The sequence below is a fragment of the Burkholderia sp. RF7-non_BP4 genome, assembly GCF_001521935.1.
GTDB lineage: Bacteria > Pseudomonadota > Gammaproteobacteria > Burkholderiales > Burkholderiaceae > Burkholderia > Burkholderia diffusa.
Genome location: NZ_LOTA01000028.1, coordinates 1 through 22,884 on the forward strand (window position 1 = coordinate 1; position 22,884 = coordinate 22,884).

Here is a 22,884-nt window from a genome sequence, read left to right on the forward strand (position 1 = left end):
GCACGTTGGCGCCCAATGGCGTATCGAGCTTCAGCAGCCGGTCCTGCTGAAGCAACCCGCCGCGCAATGCGGCAACAAAATCCTGCATGCCCATAGGTACCCTTTCTTTTTTATTACAGCGCCTCGGATAGCGTCTGACCAATGGTCGCGCGATTGTACTCCGTCCCTCGTCTCCGACATTGCTTTCCGGCGTCCTTAGCAAATGCGGGGGAGTAAGCCAAAGGGATACATGGTCGATGCGTCAGCCAACCGACTCGTGCGTTGTAGTTCGGCACCACGACGGACCGACGGCCATGCGATACACTGCGCGACCGATCTCCACGTAACGCGTTATATATCCAACACCATGAGCCAACGCCACAACCGCCGCCAGCGCAAGAAACTCCACATCGCCGAGTTCCAGGAACTCGCGTTCAACGCGACCGCGCATTACCGCAACGAGCTGTCCGACCTCGAGCGCGGCCAGCTCATCGATGCATTCATCGATTTCGTCGAAGCGAACGGGCTGCTGACCGTCGCATCCGCCGACGAAGGGATCGGCGCCTACGTGATCTCCGGCGCGCCGCGCGGCACGACGACCGATGCCGACCGCGAGAACGTCCGTGCATGGCTGGCCGCACGTCCGGAGCTGACCGACGTCAAGGTCAGCGAATTCACCGACGCGTGGTATCCGGACGCCTGACGTTCCGGTTGCTCCGCGCCTCGCACGGCGCCCCGGTGACGACGACGCTCGGCTCGCTGGTCAAGTAACGCCCCGTCGGAAGCCCGTGCGGCGCCCGTCCCGTCGTCGACGGTCGGTCGCCGCGCTCGTTGTGCCCCACCAACGCCGCCCTTGCGGCGATCGCCCCCGCCATTTCCCGGTCCTCCCGCGCCCGATTCTTCGCATAAATCAGTCCTGAAAGGAAGACACGTTAAACTCTCACCTCGCGTGGTGCGCCGCCCGCACCCGCCATCCATCGCCAGCCGCGAGCCCCCGGGCCCGCCCCCGACCCATGGAGTGAGTGTCAATGAGCGGCGGACTCCCGTTTCCCGCATCCCGCATGTCGTTCCCGTCCTCGACGGTTTTCCTCGTTCTCGCAGCCGCCGCGCTGCTGTCCGGCTGCGGGCTGCTGCCGACCCAGAATCCGCCCGCGCCGATCAGCGAGGCGCTCGTCGAGCCCGTCGAGGAAACCGCCGGCGAACCGCTGACGATGCCGCCCGTGCCGCCGCTCGTCCAGCCGGAGGAACCGGAAGCGCCGAAGAAGCCGCACCGTGAAGTGACGAAGCCGAAGCCGGTGCAGCGCCCCGAATCGCCGACGCCGCCTCCGCCGCCCCCGCCGCCGCTCATCGCGACACGCCCGCTCGACCGCACCCAGATCCATGCGCTGCTCGACAGCGAGGTCGCGCGCCGCAACGGCAAGGTGATCGGCCGCGCGGTCGACATGGTGACCGACGCAAGCGGCAAACCGCGCGAGATGATCGTCAACCTGCAGGGGTTCATGGGTGTCGGCGACCGCAAGGTCGTCTTCCCGTGGAACGTGTTCCGCTTCACGCCGGGCGGCAAACAGGAACCGATCGTGCTCGACGTGCCGTCGGGCGACCTGCCGCCGGCCGCCCGGCCCAAGGCCGTGCCGCTGTCGGGCTCGGCCGCGGCGTCGCCCACGACGCGTCTGCCGCTGCTCGACAGCGACGTCGAACGCCCGAACGGCACGAAGATCGGCCGGGTCGTCGACGTGCTGATCGACCGCGGCGCGCAACCGCAGGCCGTCGTGCTCGACCTCGGCGGGCTCGTCAATACCGACCGCCGCTCGATCGCCGCGAGCTGGGGCGCGCTGCGCTTCGTCACGCGCGACAAGGCGCTGCGTCCGCAACTCGACCTGAACGACGCGCAGATCAAGGCGTCGCCGCCCTACGCGGCCGACAAGCCGATCGTCGTGGTCTCGCCGCCGGTTACCGCCGCCGCGCCGGCTTCGCCTGCGAGTGCCGCCCGATGACGATCAAGCATTCCGTCAGCGTTCGCAGTCTCCGGGCCCTCGACTGGCTCAACTTTTTCGTTGCAAACGTTCAAACCGGGTTCGGTCCGTTCATCGCGTCTTACCTCGCATCGCACAAGTGGACGCAGGGCGAGATCGGCATGGTGCTGTCGATCGGCACGATCAGCGCGATGGTCAGCCAGGTGCCGGGCGGTGCTGCCGTCGACGCGCTGAAGAACAAGAAAGGCGCGGCCGCGTGGGCGATCGCGGCCATCATCCTGTCCGCGGTGCTGCTCGCGTCGAGCCCGACGATCGTGCCGGTGATCGCGGCCGAAGTGTTCCACGGCTTCGCGAGCTGCATGCTCGTGCCCGCGATGGCCGCGATCTCGTTCTCGCTGGTCGGCCGCGCCGACCTCGGCGACCGGCTCGGCCGCAACGCGCGCTGGGCATCGATCGGCAGCGCGGTCGCGGCGGGCCTGATGGGGCTCACCGGCGAGTATTTCTCCGCGCGCGCGGTGTTCTGGCTGACCGCCGTGCTGGCGTTGCCCGCGCTGTTCGCGCTCGCGATGATCCAGCCGACACACGAAGTGATCCCGCATGCGTCGAAACCCGACGACCGCGACGAAGGCGAGGAGCGCGAGACGCTGCTCGAGCTGCTGCGCGATCGCCGGATGCTGATCTTCGCGGCGTGCGTCGTGCTGTTCCACCTGTCGAACGCGGCGATGCTCAACCTCGCGGCCGGCGAAGTGACGGCCGGGATGGGCGAGAACGTGCAGCTCGTGATCGCCGCGTGCATCATCGTGCCGCAGGCGATCGTCGCGATGCTATCGCCGTGGGTCGGCCGCTCCGCGCAACGCTGGGGACGCCGGCCGATCCTGCTGCTCGGCTTCTCGGCGCTGCCGGTGCGCGCGCTGCTGTTCGCCGGCGTGAGCAGCCCCTACCTGCTGGTGCCGGTGCAGATGCTCGACGGCATCAGCGCGGCCGTGTTCGGCGTGATGCTGCCGCTGATCGCGGCCGACGTCGCGGGCGGCAAGGGTCGCTACAACCTGTGCATCGGGCTGTTCGGGCTCGCGGCCGGAATCGGCGCGACGCTCAGCACCGCCGTGGCCGGCTTTGTCGCCGATCACTTCGGCAATGCGGTCAGCTTCTTCGGGCTCGCCGCCGCCGGCACGCTCGCGGTGCTGCTGGTCTGGCTCGCGATGCCGGAAACGCGCGTCGAGAACGGCGACGCGACCACCGGCGAGCCGGCCGCCGCATCGCCGGAACAGGCGCACTGACGCGCTCGCCCCGCTTCCCGGCCCGACACGATGGATACGATCAGGACACTCAACGAAGCCCGCCAGCAGATCCAGCAGTCGATCTTCGATCTGTTCAAGGGACTGACTTTCGGCGAGCGGCTCACGCAAGGCGCGCTGATGGCGTTGCAAGCCGTCTGCGGCGCGTGCCTCGCGTACACGATCGGCCGCGCGCTGCACACCGAGCAGGCCGTGTGGGCGGCGGTCACCGCGATCGCCGTCACGCAGCACAACTATTCGGACACGATGTCGCTGTCGCGCGACCAGTTCATCGGCGCGATGATCGGCGGCCTGGTCGGCTTCGCGGGCGCCGCGCTCGGTGGCGACCGACTCGTCGCCTATGCGATCGCGGTCGCGGTCACGATCGTCAGCTGCTGGTGCCTGAACGTCGGCAGCGCGGCGCGGCTCGGCGGCGTGACCGCGACGATCGTGCTGCTGTTTCCAGGCAACGGCCCACTATGGGACATTCCGCTGATGCGGCTCGGGGAAGTGGCGCTCGGCACCGTCTGCGCGCTGGCCGTGTGCTGGGCGATGTCGCGGGTCGAGCGGCGCTGGTTGCGCCGGGCGGCGGACAAGGATAAGGACAAGTGACGCGGCTGCCGGAGCACACGCCCCGGCAGCCGGATGAATCGATGATCGGCGGCGGGTGTTACGGACCGACCCGCAGCACGATGCCCGAGCCGATCTGCACGAGCAGGTAGTCGCCGCCGACGCCCACCCAGTGATAGCCACGCGGCGGCGGACTCAGGCGATAGCCGCGCCAGTCGTCGACCACGTACTGGCGATCGCGGAATTCGTCCGGGAGACGGTCGCCCTTGTGCCAGTCGCGACGCGGCTGGTCGGCCCAGCGCGGCGGCACATCGTCCTCGCGATGCATCGCCTGCCCCGGCGGCATGTGCTTCGGACCGTGGCCGTGCCGCATGCCCAGGCCGCCGCGGTCTCCGTGGTTGTCGTCGTTGCCGTGATCCTGCGCCATCGCGGCCGGCGCTGCGAAACCCGCCGCGACCAGCGCGGCCAGCATCATCCCGTGCATCTTCTTCATTGCCCTTCCCTCCGTGTTGTCACGTCGAACCGGAAACAACGAAACCGGACCTGCCCGATGAAGACTAGCACACGGGTCCGATCCGACGTCACGCCGCCTGCTGCTGGTACTGGATCCGGTGGAGGTGCGCGTACAGCCCGCCATGGCGCAGCAACTCGTCGTGGCTGCCCGTTTCGACGATCTTGCCGGCTTCGAGCACGAGGATCCGGTCCGCACGCTCGATCGTCGACAGCCGGTGCGCGATCACGAGCGTCGTGCGCCCTTCCATCAGCCGCTCGAGCGCGGCCTGCACGTGACGCTCGGATTCCGAATCGAGCGCCGAGGTCGCCTCGTCGAGGATCAGGATCGGCGCGTCCTTGTAGATCGCGCGCGCGATCGCGAGCCGCTGCCGTTGGCCGCCCGACAGACGCATCCCGTTGCCGCCGACCAGCGTGTCGAGCCCGTCGGGCATCGCGGCGACCGCGTCGGCGAGGTTCGCGGCCTCGAGTGCCGCCTGCACGCGGGCGCGGTCGAGCGCCTGCCCGTACGCGACGTTCGCGGCGATCGTGTCGTTGAACAGCACGACGTCCTGGCTGACCATCGCCATCTGGCCGCGCAGCGCGTGGAGGTCGTAGTCGGCCACCGGCACGCCGTCGACCAGGATCGCGCCGCCCGTCGGATCGAAGAAACGTGGCAGAAGGTTGACGAGGGTCGTCTTGCCGCTGCCCGACGGCCCCGCGAGCGCGATCATCTCGCCCGGCGCAACCTTGAACGAAATGCGGTCGAGCGTCGGCCGCTCGGAGGCGCCGTAGTCGAACGACACGTCGCGGAATTCGATCTCGCCGCGTGCGTGCGGCAGCGCACGGCCGCCGCCCTGCGGCTCGGCCGGCTCGTCGATCAGCCCGAAGATCAGTTCGGCGGCCGTCATCCCGCGCTGCAGCGGCTGGTTGACGTCGATCAGGTGCTTGAGCGGCGAGATCACCAGCAGCATCGACGTGACGAACGCGACGAAGCCGCCGACCGTCGTCTGGTCGTTGGTCGACTGCACGACCGCGATCGTGATCACGACCGCGAGCGCGATCGACGCGAGGAACTGCGTCAGCGGCTGCGCGAGCCCGCCCGAGATCGTCATGCGCATCGCGTAGCCGCGCAGCCGCTTGCTCATCGTCGTGAAGCGGTCCATCTCGTACGCTTCGCCGTTGTGCACCTTCACGACCTTGTAGCCGCCGACCGTCTCCTCGACGATGTACGACAGCTCGTTGGTCAGCGTCTGATGCTCGCGGTTCAGGCGGCGCAGGCGACGGTTGATCTTGCTGACGAGCCAGCCGATGCCCGGCAGGATCACCGCGACGATCAGCGTGAGCCGCCAGTTCAGGTAGAACAGGTAGCCGAGCAGGAACACCACGGTCAGCGAGTCGCGCACGAGCGTGACCATCACGCCGGTCAGCACCGACAGGATCTGGTTGACCTCGAACACGATCGCGTTGATCACGGTGCTCGCGGTCTCGCGCTGGAAGAACGACGCGCCCGTGTGGATCATCCGCTGGAACATCTCGAGCCGCAGCTGCAGCAGGATGCGGTTCGACACGTAGTTGAGCAGGTAGTTGGACGTGTACTGCGACACGCCGCGCACCAGCGCGAGGCCGATCACCGCGATCGGCACGTACCATTTCGCGCGGTCGCTGCCGTGCGAGCCGAAGCCGTGGTCGAGCAGCGGCTTGAGCAGCGCCGGGATCCCGGCTTCCGTGGCCGCGACGACGCCCATCGTCATCACGGCGAGCAGCACGATGCCGATGAGCGGCCGGATGTACGGCCACAGGCGCTTGAGGACCGTGACCGGCGACGTACCGGTGCCGTCCATCGGTTTGCGAAGAGTGTTCTGGGTTTCCAAGGCAATCCTTCTTGAGCCGCGACGCGGCGCCCGGGGCGTGACTGCCCGGAATTCACCCCGTCCGGCGGGTGCCGAAAAAGGCCCAACATTATAGCTGTACCGCCTGCGCCGGCATGGCCGTCGCCGAAGCGGCCGCCGGCCGGCGCGCGGGTATACTGCCGCTCACCGTTTTCTCCGCCTTTTCGACGATTTCATGGCAGAACCCACCCTCGGCGTCGCCCTCATCGCCCTCAACGCGGCCGCGCGGCTCGCGCAGTGCCTCGACGCGCTGACCTTCGCCGACGACGTCGTCGTGATCGACGGCGGCAGCACCGACGATACCGTCGCGATCGCCCGCGCGCACGGCGCCCGCGTGATCGTCGAGCGCGACTGGCCGGGCTTCGGCCCGCAGAAGAACCGCGCGCTCGACGCCCTCGACACCGACTGGATCCTGTCGCTCGACACCGACGAGGTGGTCAGCCCGGAACTCGCGCAGTCGATCCGCGCGGCCATCCGCGCGCCGGCCGCGCAGGTCTATGCGCTCGACCGGCTGTCGAGCTTCTGCGGCCAATGGATCCGCCACAGCGGCTGGTATCCCGACTGGGTGCCGCGCCTGTTCCGGCGCGGCACCGCCCGCTTCTCCGACGACCTGGTGCACGAACGGCTCGTGTTCGACACGCCCGCGCAGCGGCTGCCGGGCAAGCTGATGCACTATTCGTACGAGGATTTCGAAACCGTCGTGCGCAAGCTCGATGCGTATTCGACGGCCGGCGCGCGCCAGCGCCGCGCGGCCGGCCAGCGCGGCGGCTTCGGCAAGGCGCTCGCGCGCGGCGCATGGGCGTTCGTGCGGACCTATGTGCTGCGGCGCGGGTTTCTCGACGGCCGAGCGGGTTTCATGATCGCCGTGTTCAACGCGGAAACGGTGTATTACCGGTTCCTGAAGCTCGGCCACGAGCCGGCCCGCTGAGCGCGCGCCCCTGCCCCGACCCTGACGCCGCCGGCATGCGGCCGGCCCGGCGTTACAATGCCGGGCTGCCCGCGCGCCATGCGCGCCCGAGTGCGGCGCCGCGCCACGCGCCGCCGACACGACGACCACCGAATCCGACCGCCATGTTCTCCATCATCATCCCGACCTGGAACAACCTGCCGTACCTCAAGCTCGTCGTCGACAGCCTGCGCCGTCATTCGGCGTACGACCACCAGATCATCGTGCACGTGAACGACGGCTCGGACGGCACGCTCGACTGGGTGCGCAGCGAAGGCATCGAGCACACCGCATCGCCGGCCAACATCGGCATCTGCCACGCGGTGAACCTGGCCGCCGCGCGCGCGACGCGCGACTACGTCGTCTACATGAACGACGACATGTACTGTTGCCCCGGCTGGGACGCGGCGCTCGTGCGGCGCATCGAGCAGATGCCGACCGACCTGTTCATGCTCTCCGGCACGATGGTCGAGCCGGTCGACACGCGCAACCCGTGCGTCGTCGTCAGCAATTTCGGCCGCGACGCCGAACAGTTCGACGCGGCCGGCCTCGTCGCGGCCACGCCGCGGCTCGCGCGCGCGGACTGGCTCGGCTCGACCTGGCCGCCGACGCTCGTGCACCGCGACTGGTGGAACCGCATCGGCGGCTACAGCAGCGAGCTGTCGCCGGGGATGAGCAGCGACAACGACTTCTCTATGAAATTCTGGGACGCCGGCTGCCGGATCTTCCTCGGCGTCGGCGACAGCCTCGTCTATCACTTCCAGCAGAAGAGCACCGGCAAGATCGTCAAGAACGATGGCCGCCGCCAGTTCCTCAACAAATGGGGCATGACGCAGGCCACGTTCGACCGCTATTACCTGCATCGCGGCGAGCCGGCGGGCTCGCGACTCGCGCTCGACACGCCGGCCGTCGAGGGGCGCCTGAAGCGCGCACTGCTGCGCTCGCGGATCAAGCGCGCATTCAGCTGATCGACCCCGGAAACGGTAAAGAAACGCCCGCCGCTTCGCGTATACTGCGCGCTTCGTCCCGCGCGGTCCCGCCGGGACGCGCGGCGCGCGGCACGGTGCCCGCATGCCGCATTCGTCCATTCGACAGGTTCCGATGCTTTCGTTTTCCGCTCCCGCCACGCGGCGCCTGACCGCCGCCCGCGCCTTCGCCGTCATCGCGCTGTGCATGGTGCCCGTCTCGACCGCGCTGACCAACGTGTTCTGCGGACTGTTCGCGGCCGCGCTCGTGATCTCCCCCGAATTCTGGCGCGACCTGCGCACGTTCGTCACCGAACCGGCGTCGCTCGCGGCGCTGCTGATCCTCGCGGCGCTGACCGCGAGCGTCACCTATACGGTCGCGCCGCACCCGAAGGCGTGGAACTGGGTCGCCAAGTACGACAAGCTGCTGCTGTTGCCGTTTGCCGTGCTCGCCTTCCGCCATTCGAACTGGGCACCGATCGTGCGACGCGCGTGGTTCGGCACGCTATGCGTGATCCTGCTGCTGTCGACCACCAACTATCTCGGGCTGACCGCGATCGGCCCCGCGCATGCGACCGAACTGCCGCTGTCGCGTGCCTGGGTGTTCAAGAACCACATCGCGGCCGGCATGTTCGGCGCGTTGCTGTTTTACCAGGCGGCCGACCTCGCGCTGTCGGCCCGCACCGGGCTGTCGCGCGCCGCGTATGCCGGCGTCGCCGCGTGGTCGCTGATCAACGTGTTCGTGATGCTGCAGGGACGCACCGGGCAGGTCATCGCGCTGCTGCTGATCCTCGTCGTCGCGGTGCGTTTCGTGCTGTTGATGCGCCGCCAGTCGGCGCTGCGCGCGGGGCTCGCCGCCGGGGCGCTGGTCCTGGCGGGCGTCGCGCTCGTCGTCGCCGCGTGCACGGTACACAACGGCCGGCTTCTGAAGGTCGTGTCGGAAGTGCAGCAGTATCGGCAGACCGATGCGGTCACGTCGACCGGGCTGCGTCTCGAGTGGTACAAGAAGGGGCTCGAGCTGTATCGCATGCGTCCCGTGATCGGCTACGGTGCGGGCGGCCTCGAATTCGAATTCGAGAAGCTCACGGCCGGCAAGACGGCGGCCGAAGGGCAACTCACGTCGAATCCGCATAACGAATACCTGCTGATGGCCGTGCAGCTCGGCACGCTCGGCGTCTTGCTGTTCCTGAACCTGATCGTGCAGATCGCGCGCGGCAGCCGCGCGCTCGATCCGCGTTCGCGGCAGCTGCTGCTCGCGTGGCTCGCGATCTTCGCGATCGGCAGCCTCGCGAATTCGCTGCTGCTCGATTTCGCCGAAGGTCACCTGCTGGTGCTGCTCGCCGGCATCCTGCTCGGCTGCGGCGCGCGCAACGAAGCACTGCCCCGCGAGACGTCGGCGATCCGGCGCAGCGCGTAACGCATCATGCGACGGGCGGCACGCGATCCGCGTTGGCGCCCGCCGCAGCTTCAGCCTCTCAGGCTGCGGTGGCGGCGCACGCGCGCCGCTGCCGGAAACACGGCCGCGCGCCGTCGACGCGTCGCCGCTCCCCCGCTTTTCGAATCAGGAAACGTCAGGCCTTCAGGCGTCGTCAGTCGGAACGCGCGCGATGCAAGCGCGACGTGTCGACGACCGCATCGGCGGCGCCCGGCGGATTCAGCCCGAGCATCTCGGCTGCCGCCGCCTTCACACGCTGCGTGCCGAGATTGACGAGGCAGTCGCTATGGCTGTCGACATGGCGCTCACAGCCTTCGTGCCGGCACGGCACGCAATCGCCCTCGCCCTGCAGCAGCCACACGTTGCCGTGCCGCGCGGAGCCGCGCAGCGCCCACGGGTTCTCCGTCGCCGGCCAGTGCTGCGGCCACGGCCCCCAGCGCACCGGATCGGACGGACCGAACAGCGCGATCGTGTCGGTGCCCGTCGCGGCCGCAACGTGCGTCGCGCCCGTATCGGGCCCGATGAAGAGCCGTGCACGCCGCACCAGTTCCGCGCTTTCGCCGAACGTCAGGCGGCCGACCAGATTCAGCACGTCGCCGCCCGCCTCGGCCGCGACCTGCTCCGCGTACTCGCGCTCGCGATCGGCCGGGCCGCCCGACAGCGCGATCGCAAACCCCTGCGCGCGCAGCCATTCGATCATCTCAACCCAGCCCTCGAGCCGCCATTGCTTGTAGCGGAACATCGGATACGGATGCAGCACGACGAGCGGCTTGCCGTCGCGGACTGCCGGCGATTCGGCCAGCCACGCGTCGAATCGCGCGCGCCGCGCGGGATCGTCGCCGATGCCCGGCGCGACGACCTCGGATACCGGCTCGATACCGATCACCGGTGCAAGCGCGAGCGTGCTGACGACCGTATGCGCGGATTCGTGATGATTGATTGCGATGCCGTTCAGCATCATTCGAGTCAGCCACGTGACGCGGTTCGGATCGACGAGGCCGACGCGCTTGCGGCCGGCGAACCAGCTGTAGAAACGCGGCCGGTCGGAGCTCAGCGCCGCGCACGCGAGATCGTAGCGGCGCCACATCGACAGCGCGTCGCGCAAACGCTCCCGGAATCCCGCACGCTGCGCGACGACGATCACGCGCCGCACGTCGGGGTTGTGTTCCAGCACGCCCTCGGTGCCGCGAAACACCAGCATGTCGATCTGCGCGTCGGGCCAGCGCACCTTCAGCGAACGCACGAGCGGCGTCGTCAGCAGCACGTCGCCGATACGGCGCGGGGCTGCGACGAGGATGGTTCTGGGCGGGCGGGCGGAAGAAAACAGGGCCACGGCGATCGTTCCGTCTAGCTGGCTGGACAAGGCTCGCAATGTACAGGATTTTGCGGCCGGTGGCGTGGCGTCGGGCGCAGGCGTCGACAACGCGTCGCGGTCGGAAATTGGGGGCACCCGTCCGGTATCGCGGCAGACAACGACGCGCCGCGCACGGCGGGGTTTGCGGCCATCGTGCCGCCTGGCGTCCCGGTGGCTACGAAACGATTGCGTCGACTGCAGGTGCCGCGAAGGCAGTAGCCGGAAGCCGCACCGCGCCGTCCATCGCTGCTTCGGGCTGTCCGGCCGGCATCAACAGATGAAGCACCGCGCGCTCGAGCGCGTCGACGCCGATCGCGTCGACCGTCGCGCCGGCCCGCAGGATGATGTGCGGCACGCCGAGCGGATGCCAGCGCCGGTATTTCTCGGGACGGTCCTCGAACAGCGCGGCGACCGGCACGCCGAGCGCCGACGCGAGATGCACGGGCGCGCTGTCGGCCGACACGATCGCGTCGAGCAGGCTCGCGGCGGCCACCAGCTCGGCGACCGACGACGGCGCGACATGCCGGGCGTCCACGTCCCGCCACGTGTCGTGGTCGGCCGCGGCCGACACGGCGGGATCGCGGAACACGATCACGTCGGCGAGCGGTGCGAGCCGCCGGGCGAGGTCGCGCCATCGATCGGCCGGCCAGCGCCGCTCGGCCGCCTTGTTCGACACGAAGAGCCCGACGCGCGGCTTCGTGCGCGGCCCGAGCAGCCGATACCACGTTTCCTGCAGCGCGCGGTCCGGGTGGACCGACAGCTCCAGACCGTCGAGCCCGGTGCGGCCGAGCTCGGGCACGAGCCGGAATCCCGACAGCGCCTCATGGCACATCGGCCGCGACGCGACGTGTTCGGGCTTGCGATCGTCGAATTCTGAATCGGCATCGTGCCAGCGGCAATCCTTCACGCCGAGCTGCCGCGCGAACTGGATGCTGCTGCGATGCATGCCGCCGTTCGGCACGACCACGAGGTCGAACCGCAAGCGGCGCAGCCGGCGCACGAGCCGCAGCCGGTCGAAGAGCGCGCGCATCCGTCCCGGGCGGTCATTGCGCTCGCACTGACGGCTGTACACGTAGGTATGGACCGCGTCCACGTCCGGGTTGCCGGCCAGCGCGGCCGCGTTGTAGCGGTTCGCGACCACGTGCAGTTCCGCACCGGGCCAGCGCTGTTTCAGCGCGCCGAGGAAAGCGGTCGTGCACAGCATGTCGCCCAGAAAATCAATCCGGATCACGAGGATCCGCCTCGTCGGTTTCCCGTTGGCCATTGTTGTGGTCGTGTTGTCGGTTTTTTTATCGTCGCGTACCGACCGGCATCCTGGCGCCCTTCTCCGTGCCGGCCTCGTCGCGTGGTCGCTCGCGGCACCGCGCCGCCTCGCGTGCCGCGCTGAACCGCCCCCGTTTTCACGCGCGCGAAATCGCCCCGGCCGGCGGACATGCCGCGGCCGGCGCCGCAATTGCGTCGCGCGCGACGGATTGTATAGCGTCCGGATGACGGCCCCAAGCACCCGCCGAAATGAAAACGGCCCGCCGCATCGCACGATGGCGATGCGACGGGCCGTGCAGACGACGATCGTCTGGCGGCGATCGCTCAGTACGTGATTTCGACGATGCTGCCGTCGAACGTCGCGCGCAACTCCGCGAGCAGCGTGTCGCTCGGTTTGACGCGCCACGCGTCGCCGAGACGCATTTCACCCTGCGCGCGCGCGTTGCTGTAGTGAACCTGGACCGCGAGCCCGTTCGGCAACGGCGCCTGCGGGCGACGGCCGCCGTCGCGCCCGCCGCCGCGCGGCGCGGGCGCCTCGACCGCCTGCGCGGCCGCCGGATCGTCCTTCGACACGTGCGGCTCGAGCACGCGGCGCAGCGCCGCCGCGTCCGCATTGCCGTTCATCGTGAGCCGCACCGCCTGCGCGTAGCGGCTGCGCGCACGCTCGAGATCCATCACCGTGTCGGCCGTGAAACGGATACCGCCGGTGAACGCATCGTTGCGTGCCTGCCCCTGCACGATCAGCAGTTCGTCTTCCTTGAACAGCGCCTTGTTCGCCTCGAACTGCTCGTTGAAGATCGTGATTTCGCACTGGCCCGAACCGTCGTCGAGCAACGCGATCAGCATCTTGCCGCGCTGGGTCATCTGCGTGCGCAGCGATGCGATGATGCCCGCGACGAGCTTGTCGCGACCTTCCTTCAGGTCGCCGACCTTCTGCCGCACGAACCGGCGCACTTCGTCGCGATACGCATCGAACAGATGGCCGGACAGGTAGAAGCCGAGCGCGCCCTTCTCTTCTTGCAGGCGACGCTTGTCGTCCCACGCGGGTTCGTCGACGAGCGCATGCGCGTGCGGCGACTCGGCCCCCATGTCGAACAGGCCGGCCTGCATCGCGTTCGCCGCGGCCTGTTCGGCCGCTTCCATCGCGAGGGGCACCGACACGAGCATCTGCGCGCGATTCGCGTTCAGCGAATCGAATGCGCCGGCACGGATCAGCGCCTCGACCGTGCGGCGGTTGACGACACGCCGGTCGATCCGCTCGCAGAAATCGAACAGGTCGGTGAACGGCTTTTCCTCGCGCGCGCGCAGGATTTCCTCGATCGCGTTCTGGCCGCTGCCCTTCACCGCGCCGAGACCGTAGCGGATCGTGCGCGAGCGCTTGCCGTCGGCTTCCGCGACGGGCTCGAACCGGTAATGCGACTGGTTGATGTCCGGCGGCAGCACGACGAGGTTGTTCACGACGCAGTCGTCGAACAGGATCTTCACCTTGTCGGTGTCGTCCATCGCGAGCGTCATGTTGGCCGCCATGAATTCGGCCGGATGGTGCGCCTTCAGCCACGCGGTGTAATACGCGAGCAGCGCGTAGGCCGCCGCGTGCGACTTGTTGAAGCCGTAGCCCGCGAACTTCTCCATCAGGTCGAAGATCTCGTCGGACTTCTCGCGCGTGAGGCCGTTCTTCGCCGCACCCTCGGCGAAGATCTCGCGGTGCTTGACCATCTCCTCGGGCTTCTTCTTGCCCATCGCGCGACGCAACAGGTCGGCGCCACCGAGCGAGTAGCCGCCGATGATCTGCGCCATCTGCATCACCTGCTCCTGATAGACCATGATGCCGTAGGTCTCTTTCAAGACGGGTTCGACGCGCGGATCCGGATAGTCGACCTTCTCGCGGCCGTGCTTCCGCGCGCAGAAGCTCGGGATCAGGTCCATCGGGCCCGGACGGTACAACGACACGAGCGCGATGATGTCCTCGAAACGGTCGGGCTGCGCATCCTTCAGCATGCCCTGCATCCCGCGGCTTTCCAGCTGGAACACGGCGACCGTGTTGGCCTTCTTCAGGATCTGGAACGATGCCGGATCGTCGAGCGGCACCTGCGCGAGCGACCAGTCTGCCTTCGACGCATCGAGACGGCGGATGTAGCGCTCGGCCCAGTCGAGGATCGTCAGCGTCGTGAGGCCCAGAAAGTCGAACTTCACGAGGCCGACGGCTTCGACGTCGTCCTTGTCGTACTGGCTCACGACACCGCCGTCGTCGCCCTGCGTATACAGCGGACAGAAGTCGGTCAGCTTGCCGGGCGCGATCAGCACGCCGCCCGCGTGCATCCCGACGTTACGCGTGAGGCCCTCGACGCGCTGCGCGAGGTCGAGCAGCTGGTGCACTTCGTCCTCGTGGTCGTAGCGCTCCTGCAGTTGCGGCTCTTCCTTCATCGCGTCGGCGATGGTCACGTGCTTGCCGGGCTTGAACGGAATCAGCTTCGCGACGCCGTCGGTGAACATGTAGCCGAGGTCGAGCACGCGGCCGATGTCGCGCACGGCCGCCTTCGCGGCCATCGTGCCGAAGGTGGCGATCTGCGACACGGCGTCCGCGCCGTATTTTTCCTTCACGTACTGGATCACGCGATCGCGGCCGTGCTGGCAGAAGTCGATGTCGAAGTCGGGCATCGACACGCGTTCCGGATTCAGGAATCGCTCGAACAGCAGGTTGTAACGCAGCGGGTCCAGATCGGTAATGCCGAGCGCGTACGCGACCAGCGAACCGGCGCCCGAGCCGCGGCCCGGGCCGACCGGCACGCCGTTGTTCTTCGCCCAGTTGATGAAGTCCGCAACGATCAGGAAGTAGCCCGGGAAGCCCATCTTCGTGATGGTCCCGCACTCGAACTCGAGCCGCTTGTAGTACGTGTCGCGCTGCGCTTCGCGCTCCGCCGCATCCGGATACAGCTGCTCGAGGCGCTTCTCGAGCCCTTCCTTCGACAGCTGGACCAGGTAGTCGTCGAGCGACATGCCGTCCGGCGTCGGAAACAGCGGCAGCTTCGGCTTGCCGAGCTCGAGCTTCAGGTTGCAGCGCTTCGCGATCTCGACCGTGTTCGCGACCGCCGACGGCAAGTCGGCGAACAGCGCGGCCATCTCGTCCTGCGTGCGGAAATACTGATCGGTCGTGAAGCGCTTCTGGCGTCGCGGATTCGCGAGCATGTCGCCTTCCGAGATGCACACGCGCGCCTCGTGCGCGGTGAAGTCGTCGTCGGTCATGAACTGCGTCGGATGCGTCGCGACGACCGGCAGCTTCAGCGACGCGGCGAGCGTCGCGGCCTGCTGGATGTACGCCTCGGCGCCCGGCTGGCCGTAACGCTGCAGTTCGATGTAGAAACCGCCCGGGAAGATCTTCGCCCAGCGCTCGGCATGCCGGCGCGCGGCTTCCTCGTTACCGGCCGCGAGCGCGAGCCCGATATCGCCCTGCTGCGCACCCGACAGCGCGAGCAGCCCGTGCGAGAGCTCGCCGTCGAGCCAGCTCGCGTCGAGTTCCGCGCGGCCGCGATACTGGTTCGTGAGCCATGCCTTCGACAGCAGTTCGCACAGGTTCAGGTAGCCGACCTTGTCCTTCACCAGCAGCAGCAGGCGCGACGGTTTGTCGCGATCGTCCGGATTGGTGATCCAGACGTCGCAGCCGGCGATCGGCTTGATGCCCTTGCCGCGGGCTTCCTGGTAGAAACGGACGAGGCCGAATGCGTTGCCGAGATCGGTGAGGGCGAGCGCGCCCTGACCGTCCGCGGCCGCCGCCTTGACGATGTCGTCGAGACGCACGATGCCGTCGGCAATCGAGAATTCGGAGTGAACGCGAAGATGGACGAAGCGGGGATCTGACATGGGCGATATTGTAGCCGCGTCGTCGCGAAGGCTGCCCAAAAAATCCCCGCGCCCGGCCGTTCGGCCGATGCGCGCGACGTCGGCCGAACGGTCAGGTGCCGGCGCATGCGCAGTTTGCGGGATAATACGGGTTTTCGAATCATCGCCCCGGCTTCGCACCCTTTTTTGCGGGGCCGCCGTGCGCCCGCCGCACGGCCGCGGCCGTTTTCCCGTCGGACCATCATGACCATCGTCAACCTTGCCGCCTACCACTTCGTGTCGCTCGACGCGACCGAGCAATGGCGCCCGCTCGTCACCGCCCGCTGCAACGAACTCGGCCTGCGCGGCACGATCCTGCTCGCGCCGGAAGGCATCAACCTGTTCATCGCCGGCCCGCGCGAAGCGACCGACGCGTTCATCGACTACATCCGCCACGATCCGCTGTTCGAAGGCAAGTTCGCGACGCTGCAGTTCAAGGAGAGCCTGTCCGACTCGCAGCCGTTCCGCCGGATGCTCGTGCGCCTGAAGCGCGAGATCATCACGATGAAGAAGCCCGCGATCAAGCCGGAGCTCGGCCGCGCGCCGTCGGTCGACGCGCGCACGCTGAAGGCGTGGCTCGACCGCGGCCACGACGACGCCGGCCGCCCGGTCGTGATGCTCGACACGCGCAACGCGTTCGAAGTGGACGTCGGCACGTTCGACGACGCGCTTGACTACCGGATCGACAAGTTCAGCGAGTTCCCGGAAGTGATCGACGCGAACCGCGCCGATCTCGAGGGCAAGACGGTCGTGTCGTTCTGCACGGGCGGCATCCGCTGCGAGAAGGCGGCGATCCACATGAAGGAAATCGGCATCGAGAACGTGTACCAGCTCGAGGGCGGGATCCTGAAGTATTTCGAGGAAGTCGGCGGCGCGCACTATCACGGCGACTGCTTCGTGTTCGACTACCGCACCGCGCTGAATCCGCAACTGCAGCCGACCGAAAACGTCACGTGCTTCGCGTGCCGCGCGGTCGTCACGCCGGAAGCCCAGCAATCGCCGAGCTACGTGGCAGGCCAGTCGTGCCCGGCCTGCGCGCAGGCCGCCAGCGCCGCGTAAGCGCGCGTCGCTCCGCGCCCCGATGAACGGCTACCGCGGCCGCTTCGCGCCGTCGCCCACCGGCCCGCTGCATTTCGGCTCGCTGGTCGGTGCGCTCGCGAGCTGGCTCGACGCGCGCGCGCACGGCGGCGCATGGCTCGTGCGCATCGAGGACATCGACGGCCCGCGCACGGTGCCCGGCGCCGCCGACGACATCCTCGCGACGCTCGCGCATTTCGGCATGACGCCCGACGAGCCACCCGTGTGGCAAAGCACGCGCGAGGCCAACTATGCGGCCGCGCTCGACCGGCTCGTCGACGCAGGGCTCGTCTACCCGTGCGGCTGCACGCGCAAGGAAATCGCCGATTCGCTACGTGCCGCGCACGAGCGCCACACGACGCTCGCGTACCCGGGCACCTGCCGCACCGGCCTGCACGGCAAGCCCGCGCGCGCGTGGCGGCTGCGTGTGCCGGACGGCGACGATGCGATCGTCACGTTCGACGACCGCTGGCAGCACACGCAAGCGCAGAATCTCGCGACCGACGTCGGCGATTTCGTGCTGAAGCGCGCGGACGGCCAATGGGCGTATCAGCTCGCGGTGGTGGTCGACGATGCCGACGCGGGCATCACGCACGTCGTGCGCGGCGCCGACCTGCTCGATTCGACCGCGCGCCAGATCTACCTGCAGCGTTGTCTCGGCGTGCCGACGCCCGAATACCTGCACGTGCCCGTCGTCGTCGACGCGAACGGCGAAAAGCTCAGCAAGCAGACCGGCGCGATCGCGCTCCAGCGCGACGATCCGCTGCCGGCGCTGCGGGCCGCCGCCATGCATCTCGGCCTTGCCGCCGATGGCGATCCATCGGGCGACACGATGGATGCGTTCTACGCGGCCGCGACCGATGCGTGGGCGCGTCGCTTCGGGCCACACGCCGGCTGAGCCGTTCGCGGAATCCCGGTTCGCAACGACCGCGTTCCGGCATCCGTCAACGCTGACTCGACCGGAAACTGCACGCGCGCTGACCACGCTGCACCGAAGCCCCCCGCCCACGCGATCAGTCATCCCTCCTCCCGGCTGCCTCGTCACGAATCGTCTCGCCCAATGAAAAACGGGCACATGCTCATCGCATGCACCCGTTTCCGCGGCAGCGCTCGCGCGCTGCACCGACCGCCTGAACCGCCCGCTTACGCCGACGGCTTGCGCGGCATTCCGAAGCCGCCGAGCAGCGCGGCGACCTGACGCTTCGGCCCCTTCTTCTCGGGCTGCTGCGCGGACTTCGTCTCTTCCGGCTGATTCGCCGGCGCCGACGGTTCGTACGGCTTCAGGAAGAAATCGTCGACCGGCGCCTCGTGACGACGGTGATGGCCGCCGCGCTCGGAACCGCCCGAACGACGCCCCGACGCACCGCGATGCTCGTCGCGCTCGCGGCGGCCGCCGCGTTCGCCGCCACGCTCACCGCCGCGATCGCCGCCACGCTCGTCGTGACGATGGCGCGCCGGCTTGTCGAGCGCGAGCGTCTGCACGTCGAGCGGACGCTTGATCAGCTTCTCGATATCGGCGAGCTGCTTGCGCTCGTTCGGGCTGCACAGCGACAGCGCATCGCCCGTCGCGCCCGCGCGGCCCGTGCGGCCGATCCGGTGCACGTAGTCTTCCGCGTTGAACGGCAGGTCGAAGTTGATCACGGCCGGCAGTTCGGCGATGTCGAGACCGCGCGCGGCCACGTCGGTCGCGACCAGCGCCTCGATTTCGCCGCGCTTGAACGCGTCGAGGGCCTGCATCCGCTCGATCTGCGTCTTGTCGCCGTGAATCGCCGACGCGACCACGCCGTCGCGCTCGAGATTGCGGGCCAGCCGGCTTGCGCCGATCTTGCTGTTGCAGAACACGATCACCTGCTTGAGCCCGCGATCGCGCAGCAGCTGCACGACGGCGGCCTGCTTGTCGCCTTCGGCGACGTCGTAGACGATCTGCGTGACGTTCGCGTTGGTCGAGTTGCTGCGCGCGACCTCGATCGTCTGCGGGTTGCGCAGGTAGGTCGATGCGAGCTTTTTGATTTCCGGCGAGAAGGTGGCCGAGAACAGCAGCGTCTGGCGCTCCTTCGGCAGCAGGTTCAGGATGCGCTGCAGGTCCGGCAGGAAGCCCATGTCGAGCATCCGGTCGGCCTCGTCGAGCACGAGCATCTGCACCTGCCCGAGGTTTGCCGTCTTCTGCTGCACGTGGTCGAGCAGGCGGCCGGGCGTCGCGATCAGGATCTCGACGCCGCGGCGCAGCTCGGCCATCTGCGGGTTCATGTCGACGCCGCCGAACACCACCGCGCTGCGCAGCGGCGTGTGCTTCCCGTACGCGTGCACGTTCGCGGCGACCTGGTCGGCGAGCTCGCGGGTCGGCGTGAGGATCAGCGCGCGCACCGGGTGGCGCGCGGGCGATGCGCTCGTGTTGGCCTGCGGCAGCAGCCGCTGGAGGATCGGCAGCGAGAAGCTCGCGGTCTTGCCGGTGCCCGTTTGCGCGGCGCCCATGACGTCGCGGCCGGCGAGCACGACCGGAATGGCCTGCGCCTGGATCGGCGTCGGCGTCGTATAGCCCTGCTCCGCGATGGCTTTCAGGATATCGGCGGCAAGGCCGAATTGATCGAAGGTTGCGTCGGCTGGCTTGGCGACTGAATCGGACATGGTGGCGTTTCGCTCAAAAGGCGCGGCGGGGACATCGTGCGTCAGGCCGGCCGGGCCTGCGCTCATCACATTTCGGAAGTAGACGGAGCCGCGGCGCGCCGCGCGGCGCCGCTCTGGCGCTTGGGACCGGTTCATTTCGAACATCGGGCGCCACAGGCCGTGCGGACTCCGTTCGGCGCGAATGCCGGCGGAAAGGGGCGTATTGTAGCACTGCGCAGCAATCTGTCCGTGACAACGCCGCGAACGCCCTCGGTGGCGGTTCGCGGCGAGCGCCGGCGGGCCGGGCGCGGGCGGATGCGTCGAGCGACCGGGCTATCCCGATCGGCTGATGGCCAAAAATAGGGGTCGAATTCCGGGTGTGTACTTCGGAAAATCTGCAAGCGGTCGACGAGCCCGGGCGCCCCCTGCCCCGCGATCCGCTGGAGGTCGAACCCGGCAGCCCGCATCGAACGCGGCAATCGGCACGCCGGCACGGCGTATCCGATCGCGCGCGGCGCTCAGCCCTTCTTCTTTTTCTTCTTCTCGACCTGCACGCAGTCGCCCAGCAGCGGTGCCGCATTCTGGTCGGCGATCTCGTCGCGCAGCGTCCCTTCCTTGCCCTTCGTCCACCAGGTATACCGTCCGGCCTGGTAGCGCACGCCCGACGCCGAAACGGTATCGACGAACAGCAGCCGCTGCCCGTTGACCGGCACCAGCGCGAAGCTCTGGCCGTTGCCCGCGCGCCAGTACGACACGCGCACCGGCTGCTTCTGGTTCGCGCACTGATAGAGGGCCTGCTGGCGCGAATCGGCGTCGATCTCCTCGACGGTCAGTTGCGCGGCATGCGCGGCGGAAACGGCGATGCCGGCCAGCGCGAGCGCGGCGAAGGTTTGGCGAATCATGCAGGTCCTCTCACGAGACGGGTGGAAGCGCGCCCTCGCGGGACGCGCGGTTATTTATCGTTGGTCATGGATTGAGCGTTCGTCGCTCAGGGATCGATGACGTCGGCGCACGCGTCGGTCGGCGCGGCCGCGACATGGCCGACGACCGGCACGATCTTCAGCCCGGCCGATGCGACCCGGCACGGCGCGGCCGCGAGGCCGCACCCGGCGAGGCTCGCGACCAGCGCCAGCGCGGCGCCCACCTTGCCGATACGTCCGATCCGCCGCCATGTCGACGCCATCGCGTGCTCCCGATCCGGTCAGCGCGCCGACACGGGCCGCACGGCCGCCGCGGCGCGCTTCGCGCGTTCGCGGGCTTCGTCGACGGTCGCGCCGGTCGCGAGGGCGACGCCCATGCGCCGCTTCACGAAGCTTTCCGGTTTGCCGAACAGGCGCAGGTCGGCGCCCGGCACGGCCAGCGCGTCGCGCACACCCTCGAACGCGATGCCGCGCTCGTCGAGCCCGCCGTAAATCACCGCCGACGCGGCCGGCGAGCCGAGCGTCGGATCGACCGGCAGCCCGAGAATCGCGCGCGCGTGCAGTTCAAACTCCGACTGACGCTGCGACGCGAGCGTCACGAGGCCGGTGTCGTGCGGCCGCGGGCTCACCTCGGAGAACCAGACTTCGTCCCCGCGCACGAACAGCTCGACGCCGAACAGCCCGCGCCCGCCGAGCGCCTCGGTCACCTTGTGCGCGATCTCGCGCGACTTCTCCAGCGCGACGGCGCTCATCGGCTGCGGCTGCCACGATTCGACGTAATCGCCCGCCACCTGCACGTGCCCGACCGGCTCGCAGAAGTAGGTGCGCGTCTCGAGCGTCGCCGGATCGATCGCGCGCACGGTCAGCTGCGTGATCTCGTAGTCGAAATCGATGAAGCCCTCGACGATCACGCGGCCGTGGTTCACGCGGCCGCCCGCCATTGCGTAGTCCCAGGCGGGCTTCACGTCGGCCTCGGTCCGCACGACCGACTGCCCCTTGCCCGACGACGACATCACCGGCTTCACGACGCACGGCATGCCGATCTTCGCGACGGCCGCGCTGAACGCGTCGAACGACTCGGCGAACGCATACGGCGAAGTCGCCAGCCCGAGCTCCTCGGCCGCGAGGCGGCGGATGCCTTCGCGGTTCATCGTGAGCTGCGTCGCGCGCGCGGTCGGGATCACCTCGGCCAGGCCGGCCGCCTCGATCGCCGCGAGGGCATCGGTCGCGATCGCCTCGATCTCCGGCACGATCAGGTGCGGGCGCTCTGCCTCGACGACCGCGCGCAGCGCGGCGGCGTCGGTCATGTCGATCACGTGCGCGCGATGCGCGACCTGGTGGCCCGGCGCATCCGGATAGCGGTCGACCGCGACGACTTCGACGCCGAGACGCTGCAACGCGATGATGACTTCCTTGCCGAGTTCGCCCGCGCCGAGCAGCATGACGCGCGTGGCCGAGGGTGAAAGCGGCGTACCGAGCCGCTGACCGATCTGCATGTGATTTCCCGCTGGTTCTGTTGGAGGACGAAAACGGCTCCGATGTTAACACGCGCACCCGTGCCGGTCCGGGCGGTTTCGTCGCGTCGCGCGTCGCCGCGTGAAGCCCGCCGGTGGCTTGCGAACGTTTTCACGCGCGAAGTGTCGGCTCGCCTCGCGCGGGGCGGGTGCGTTACTCTTACGCCTTGATCAGAATCCGATGAGGAACGAGGCTCATGTCCCACCTGTCCGCCGCCGCACGCGCACGCACCGGCCTGCTTCGCCCGCTGCGCGCGCCGCTCTGCGCGTTGACGCTTGCCACGCTTCTCGCCGCCTGCGCGATGCCGACCCACCCCGATTCCGCCGCCCCCGCACCCGACCCGTACAACCCCGCCGCCGTCCAGCTGCTCGACGACACGAGCTGGGAGCTCACCAGCTGGGTGAACGCCGACGGCACGCCGCGCACGATTCCGCACGGCGACAACGGCGAGCCGATCAAGCTCGCGCTGTCCACCGAATCGGGCGTCCGGCGCGCCAGCGGCTTTTCCGGCTGCAACCGCTACATGGGCACCTACGCGCTCAAGAACGGTCTGCTGAGCTTCGGGCCGCTGGCCGGCACGCGCATGGCATGCCCGAACGCACTCGGCGGCCAGCTCGAACACGCGTACCTCGATGCGCTCGCGCACATCGAGAAGACCGGCGTGCAGATGCGCGAGCCGCAGCAATTGCAGATCGTGACCGAAGCCGGCGCGACGCTGACCTTCACGCGCCGGAGCCCCTGATGCAGCGCGC

The 22,884-nt window shown here is 68.7% G+C and carries 19 protein-coding genes; 10 read left to right on the plus strand and 9 right to left on the minus strand.

Annotated elements, in window-relative coordinates; all coding sequences use genetic code 11:
- Positions 1 to 346 precede the first annotated feature (346 nt).
- From WS49_RS09890 to WS49_RS09905, 4 genes are all read left to right on the plus strand, one after another.
- Positions 347 to 682: a YggL family protein gene (locus WS49_RS09890; RefSeq protein WP_059527263.1), complete on the plus strand. Its 336-nt coding sequence runs from the start codon at positions 347 to 349 to the stop codon at positions 680 to 682.
- A gap of 325 nt (positions 683 to 1,007) precedes the next feature.
- A complete protein-coding gene (locus tag WS49_RS09895; protein WP_059527265.1) occupies positions 1,008 to 1,973 on the plus strand; it encodes a PRC-barrel domain-containing protein in 966 nt (321 codons plus the stop codon).
- Complete coding sequence (locus WS49_RS09900; protein ID WP_059527268.1) at positions 1,970 to 3,229, plus strand: MFS transporter; 1,260 nt, start codon at positions 1,970 to 1,972, stop codon at positions 3,227 to 3,229. Before WS49_RS09895 ends, WS49_RS09900 begins: the two co-directional genes overlap by 4 nt.
- Positions 3,230 to 3,259: 30 nt before the next feature.
- On the plus strand, positions 3,260 to 3,838 hold the full coding sequence (locus WS49_RS09905; RefSeq protein WP_059527271.1) for an FUSC family protein: 579 nt from the start codon (positions 3,260 to 3,262) through the stop codon (positions 3,836 to 3,838).
- A 58-nt stretch (positions 3,839 to 3,896) separates the two neighbouring features.
- Here the strand turns inward: WS49_RS09905 and WS49_RS09910 are convergent, their stop codons facing one another.
- Both WS49_RS09910 and msbA read right to left on the minus strand, forming a co-directional pair.
- Positions 3,897 to 4,289, minus strand: coding sequence for an RcnB family protein (locus tag WS49_RS09910; protein WP_059527274.1), 393 nt, complete (start codon positions 4,287 to 4,289; stop codon positions 3,897 to 3,899).
- An 88-nt stretch (positions 4,290 to 4,377) separates the two neighbouring features.
- Positions 4,378 to 6,129: a lipid A export permease/ATP-binding protein MsbA gene (gene msbA / locus WS49_RS09915; RefSeq protein WP_059527277.1), complete on the minus strand. Its 1,752-nt coding sequence runs from the start codon at positions 6,127 to 6,129 to the stop codon at positions 4,378 to 4,380.
- A gap of 223 nt (positions 6,130 to 6,352) precedes the next feature.
- On the opposite strand from msbA, the gene WS49_RS09920 reads away from it, so the two are divergent.
- The 3 genes from WS49_RS09920 (at position 6,353) to WS49_RS09930 (ending at position 9,505) form a co-directional block, all read left to right on the plus strand.
- The gene (locus tag WS49_RS09920) at positions 6,353 to 7,105 is read left to right on the plus strand and encodes a glycosyltransferase family 2 protein (RefSeq protein WP_059527280.1); all 753 of its coding nucleotides are present in this window, start codon (positions 6,353 to 6,355) and stop codon (positions 7,103 to 7,105) included.
- A gap of 143 nt (positions 7,106 to 7,248) precedes the next feature.
- Positions 7,249 to 8,091, plus strand: a complete 843-nt coding sequence (locus WS49_RS09925; RefSeq protein WP_059527283.1) for a glycosyltransferase family 2 protein — start codon at positions 7,249 to 7,251, stop codon at positions 8,089 to 8,091.
- Between the two features lie 133 nt (positions 8,092 to 8,224).
- Positions 8,225 to 9,505, plus strand: coding sequence for an O-antigen ligase family protein (locus WS49_RS09930; protein WP_059527286.1), 1,281 nt, complete (start codon positions 8,225 to 8,227; stop codon positions 9,503 to 9,505).
- A gap of 172 nt (positions 9,506 to 9,677) precedes the next feature.
- Here WS49_RS09930 and WS49_RS09935 read toward each other — a convergent pair whose 3' ends face one another.
- From WS49_RS09935 to dnaE, 3 genes are all read right to left on the minus strand, one after another.
- Positions 9,678 to 10,856 carry a glycosyltransferase family 9 protein gene (locus tag WS49_RS09935; protein ID WP_059527289.1) on the minus strand — a complete coding sequence of 393 codons (1,179 nt, stop codon included), beginning with the start codon at positions 10,854 to 10,856 and terminating at the stop codon, positions 9,678 to 9,680.
- Between the two features lie 196 nt (positions 10,857 to 11,052).
- Positions 11,053 to 12,141 (minus strand): glycosyltransferase family 9 protein, encoded by a 1,089-nt coding sequence (locus WS49_RS09940; protein ID WP_059527292.1) that lies wholly within the window; start codon positions 12,139 to 12,141, stop codon positions 11,053 to 11,055.
- Positions 12,142 to 12,464: 323 nt separating this feature from the next.
- Positions 12,465 to 15,998 (minus strand): DNA polymerase III subunit alpha, encoded by a 3,534-nt coding sequence (dnaE, locus tag WS49_RS09945; RefSeq protein ID WP_059527295.1) that lies wholly within the window; start codon positions 15,996 to 15,998, stop codon positions 12,465 to 12,467.
- 222 nt (positions 15,999 to 16,220) lie between these two features.
- On the opposite strand from dnaE, the gene WS49_RS09950 reads away from it, so the two are divergent.
- Positions 16,221 to 17,075 carry a sulfurtransferase gene (locus WS49_RS09950; protein WP_059527299.1) on the plus strand — a complete coding sequence of 285 codons (855 nt, stop codon included), beginning with the start codon at positions 16,221 to 16,223 and terminating at the stop codon, positions 17,073 to 17,075.
- A gap of 22 nt (positions 17,076 to 17,097) precedes the next feature.
- Positions 17,098 to 17,991, plus strand: coding sequence for a tRNA glutamyl-Q(34) synthetase GluQRS (gene gluQRS, locus WS49_RS09955; RefSeq protein ID WP_059527302.1), 894 nt, complete (start codon positions 17,098 to 17,100; stop codon positions 17,989 to 17,991).
- A gap of 245 nt (positions 17,992 to 18,236) precedes the next feature.
- Here the strand turns inward: gluQRS and WS49_RS09960 are convergent, their stop codons facing one another.
- From WS49_RS09960 to purT, 4 genes are all read right to left on the minus strand, one after another.
- On the minus strand, positions 18,237 to 19,784 hold the full coding sequence (locus WS49_RS09960; protein WP_059528283.1) for a DEAD/DEAH box helicase: 1,548 nt from the start codon (positions 19,782 to 19,784) through the stop codon (positions 18,237 to 18,239).
- 431 nt (positions 19,785 to 20,215) lie between these two features.
- Positions 20,216 to 20,599: an MliC family protein gene (locus WS49_RS09965; protein ID WP_059527304.1), complete on the minus strand. Its 384-nt coding sequence runs from the start codon at positions 20,597 to 20,599 to the stop codon at positions 20,216 to 20,218.
- 86 nt (positions 20,600 to 20,685) lie between these two features.
- Positions 20,686 to 20,880, minus strand: a complete 195-nt coding sequence (locus WS49_RS09970; RefSeq protein ID WP_059527306.1) for a DUF6726 family protein — start codon at positions 20,878 to 20,880, stop codon at positions 20,686 to 20,688.
- An 18-nt stretch (positions 20,881 to 20,898) separates the two neighbouring features.
- The gene (gene purT, locus WS49_RS09975) at positions 20,899 to 22,113 is read right to left on the minus strand and encodes a formate-dependent phosphoribosylglycinamide formyltransferase (RefSeq protein WP_059527309.1); all 1,215 of its coding nucleotides are present in this window, start codon (positions 22,111 to 22,113) and stop codon (positions 20,899 to 20,901) included.
- A 215-nt stretch (positions 22,114 to 22,328) separates the two neighbouring features.
- Between purT and WS49_RS09980 the strand changes: the two genes are divergently transcribed.
- Complete coding sequence (locus WS49_RS09980) at positions 22,329 to 22,874, plus strand: META domain-containing protein (RefSeq protein WP_059527312.1); 546 nt, start codon at positions 22,329 to 22,331, stop codon at positions 22,872 to 22,874.
- The last annotated feature ends 10 nt before the right edge of the window (positions 22,875 to 22,884 follow it).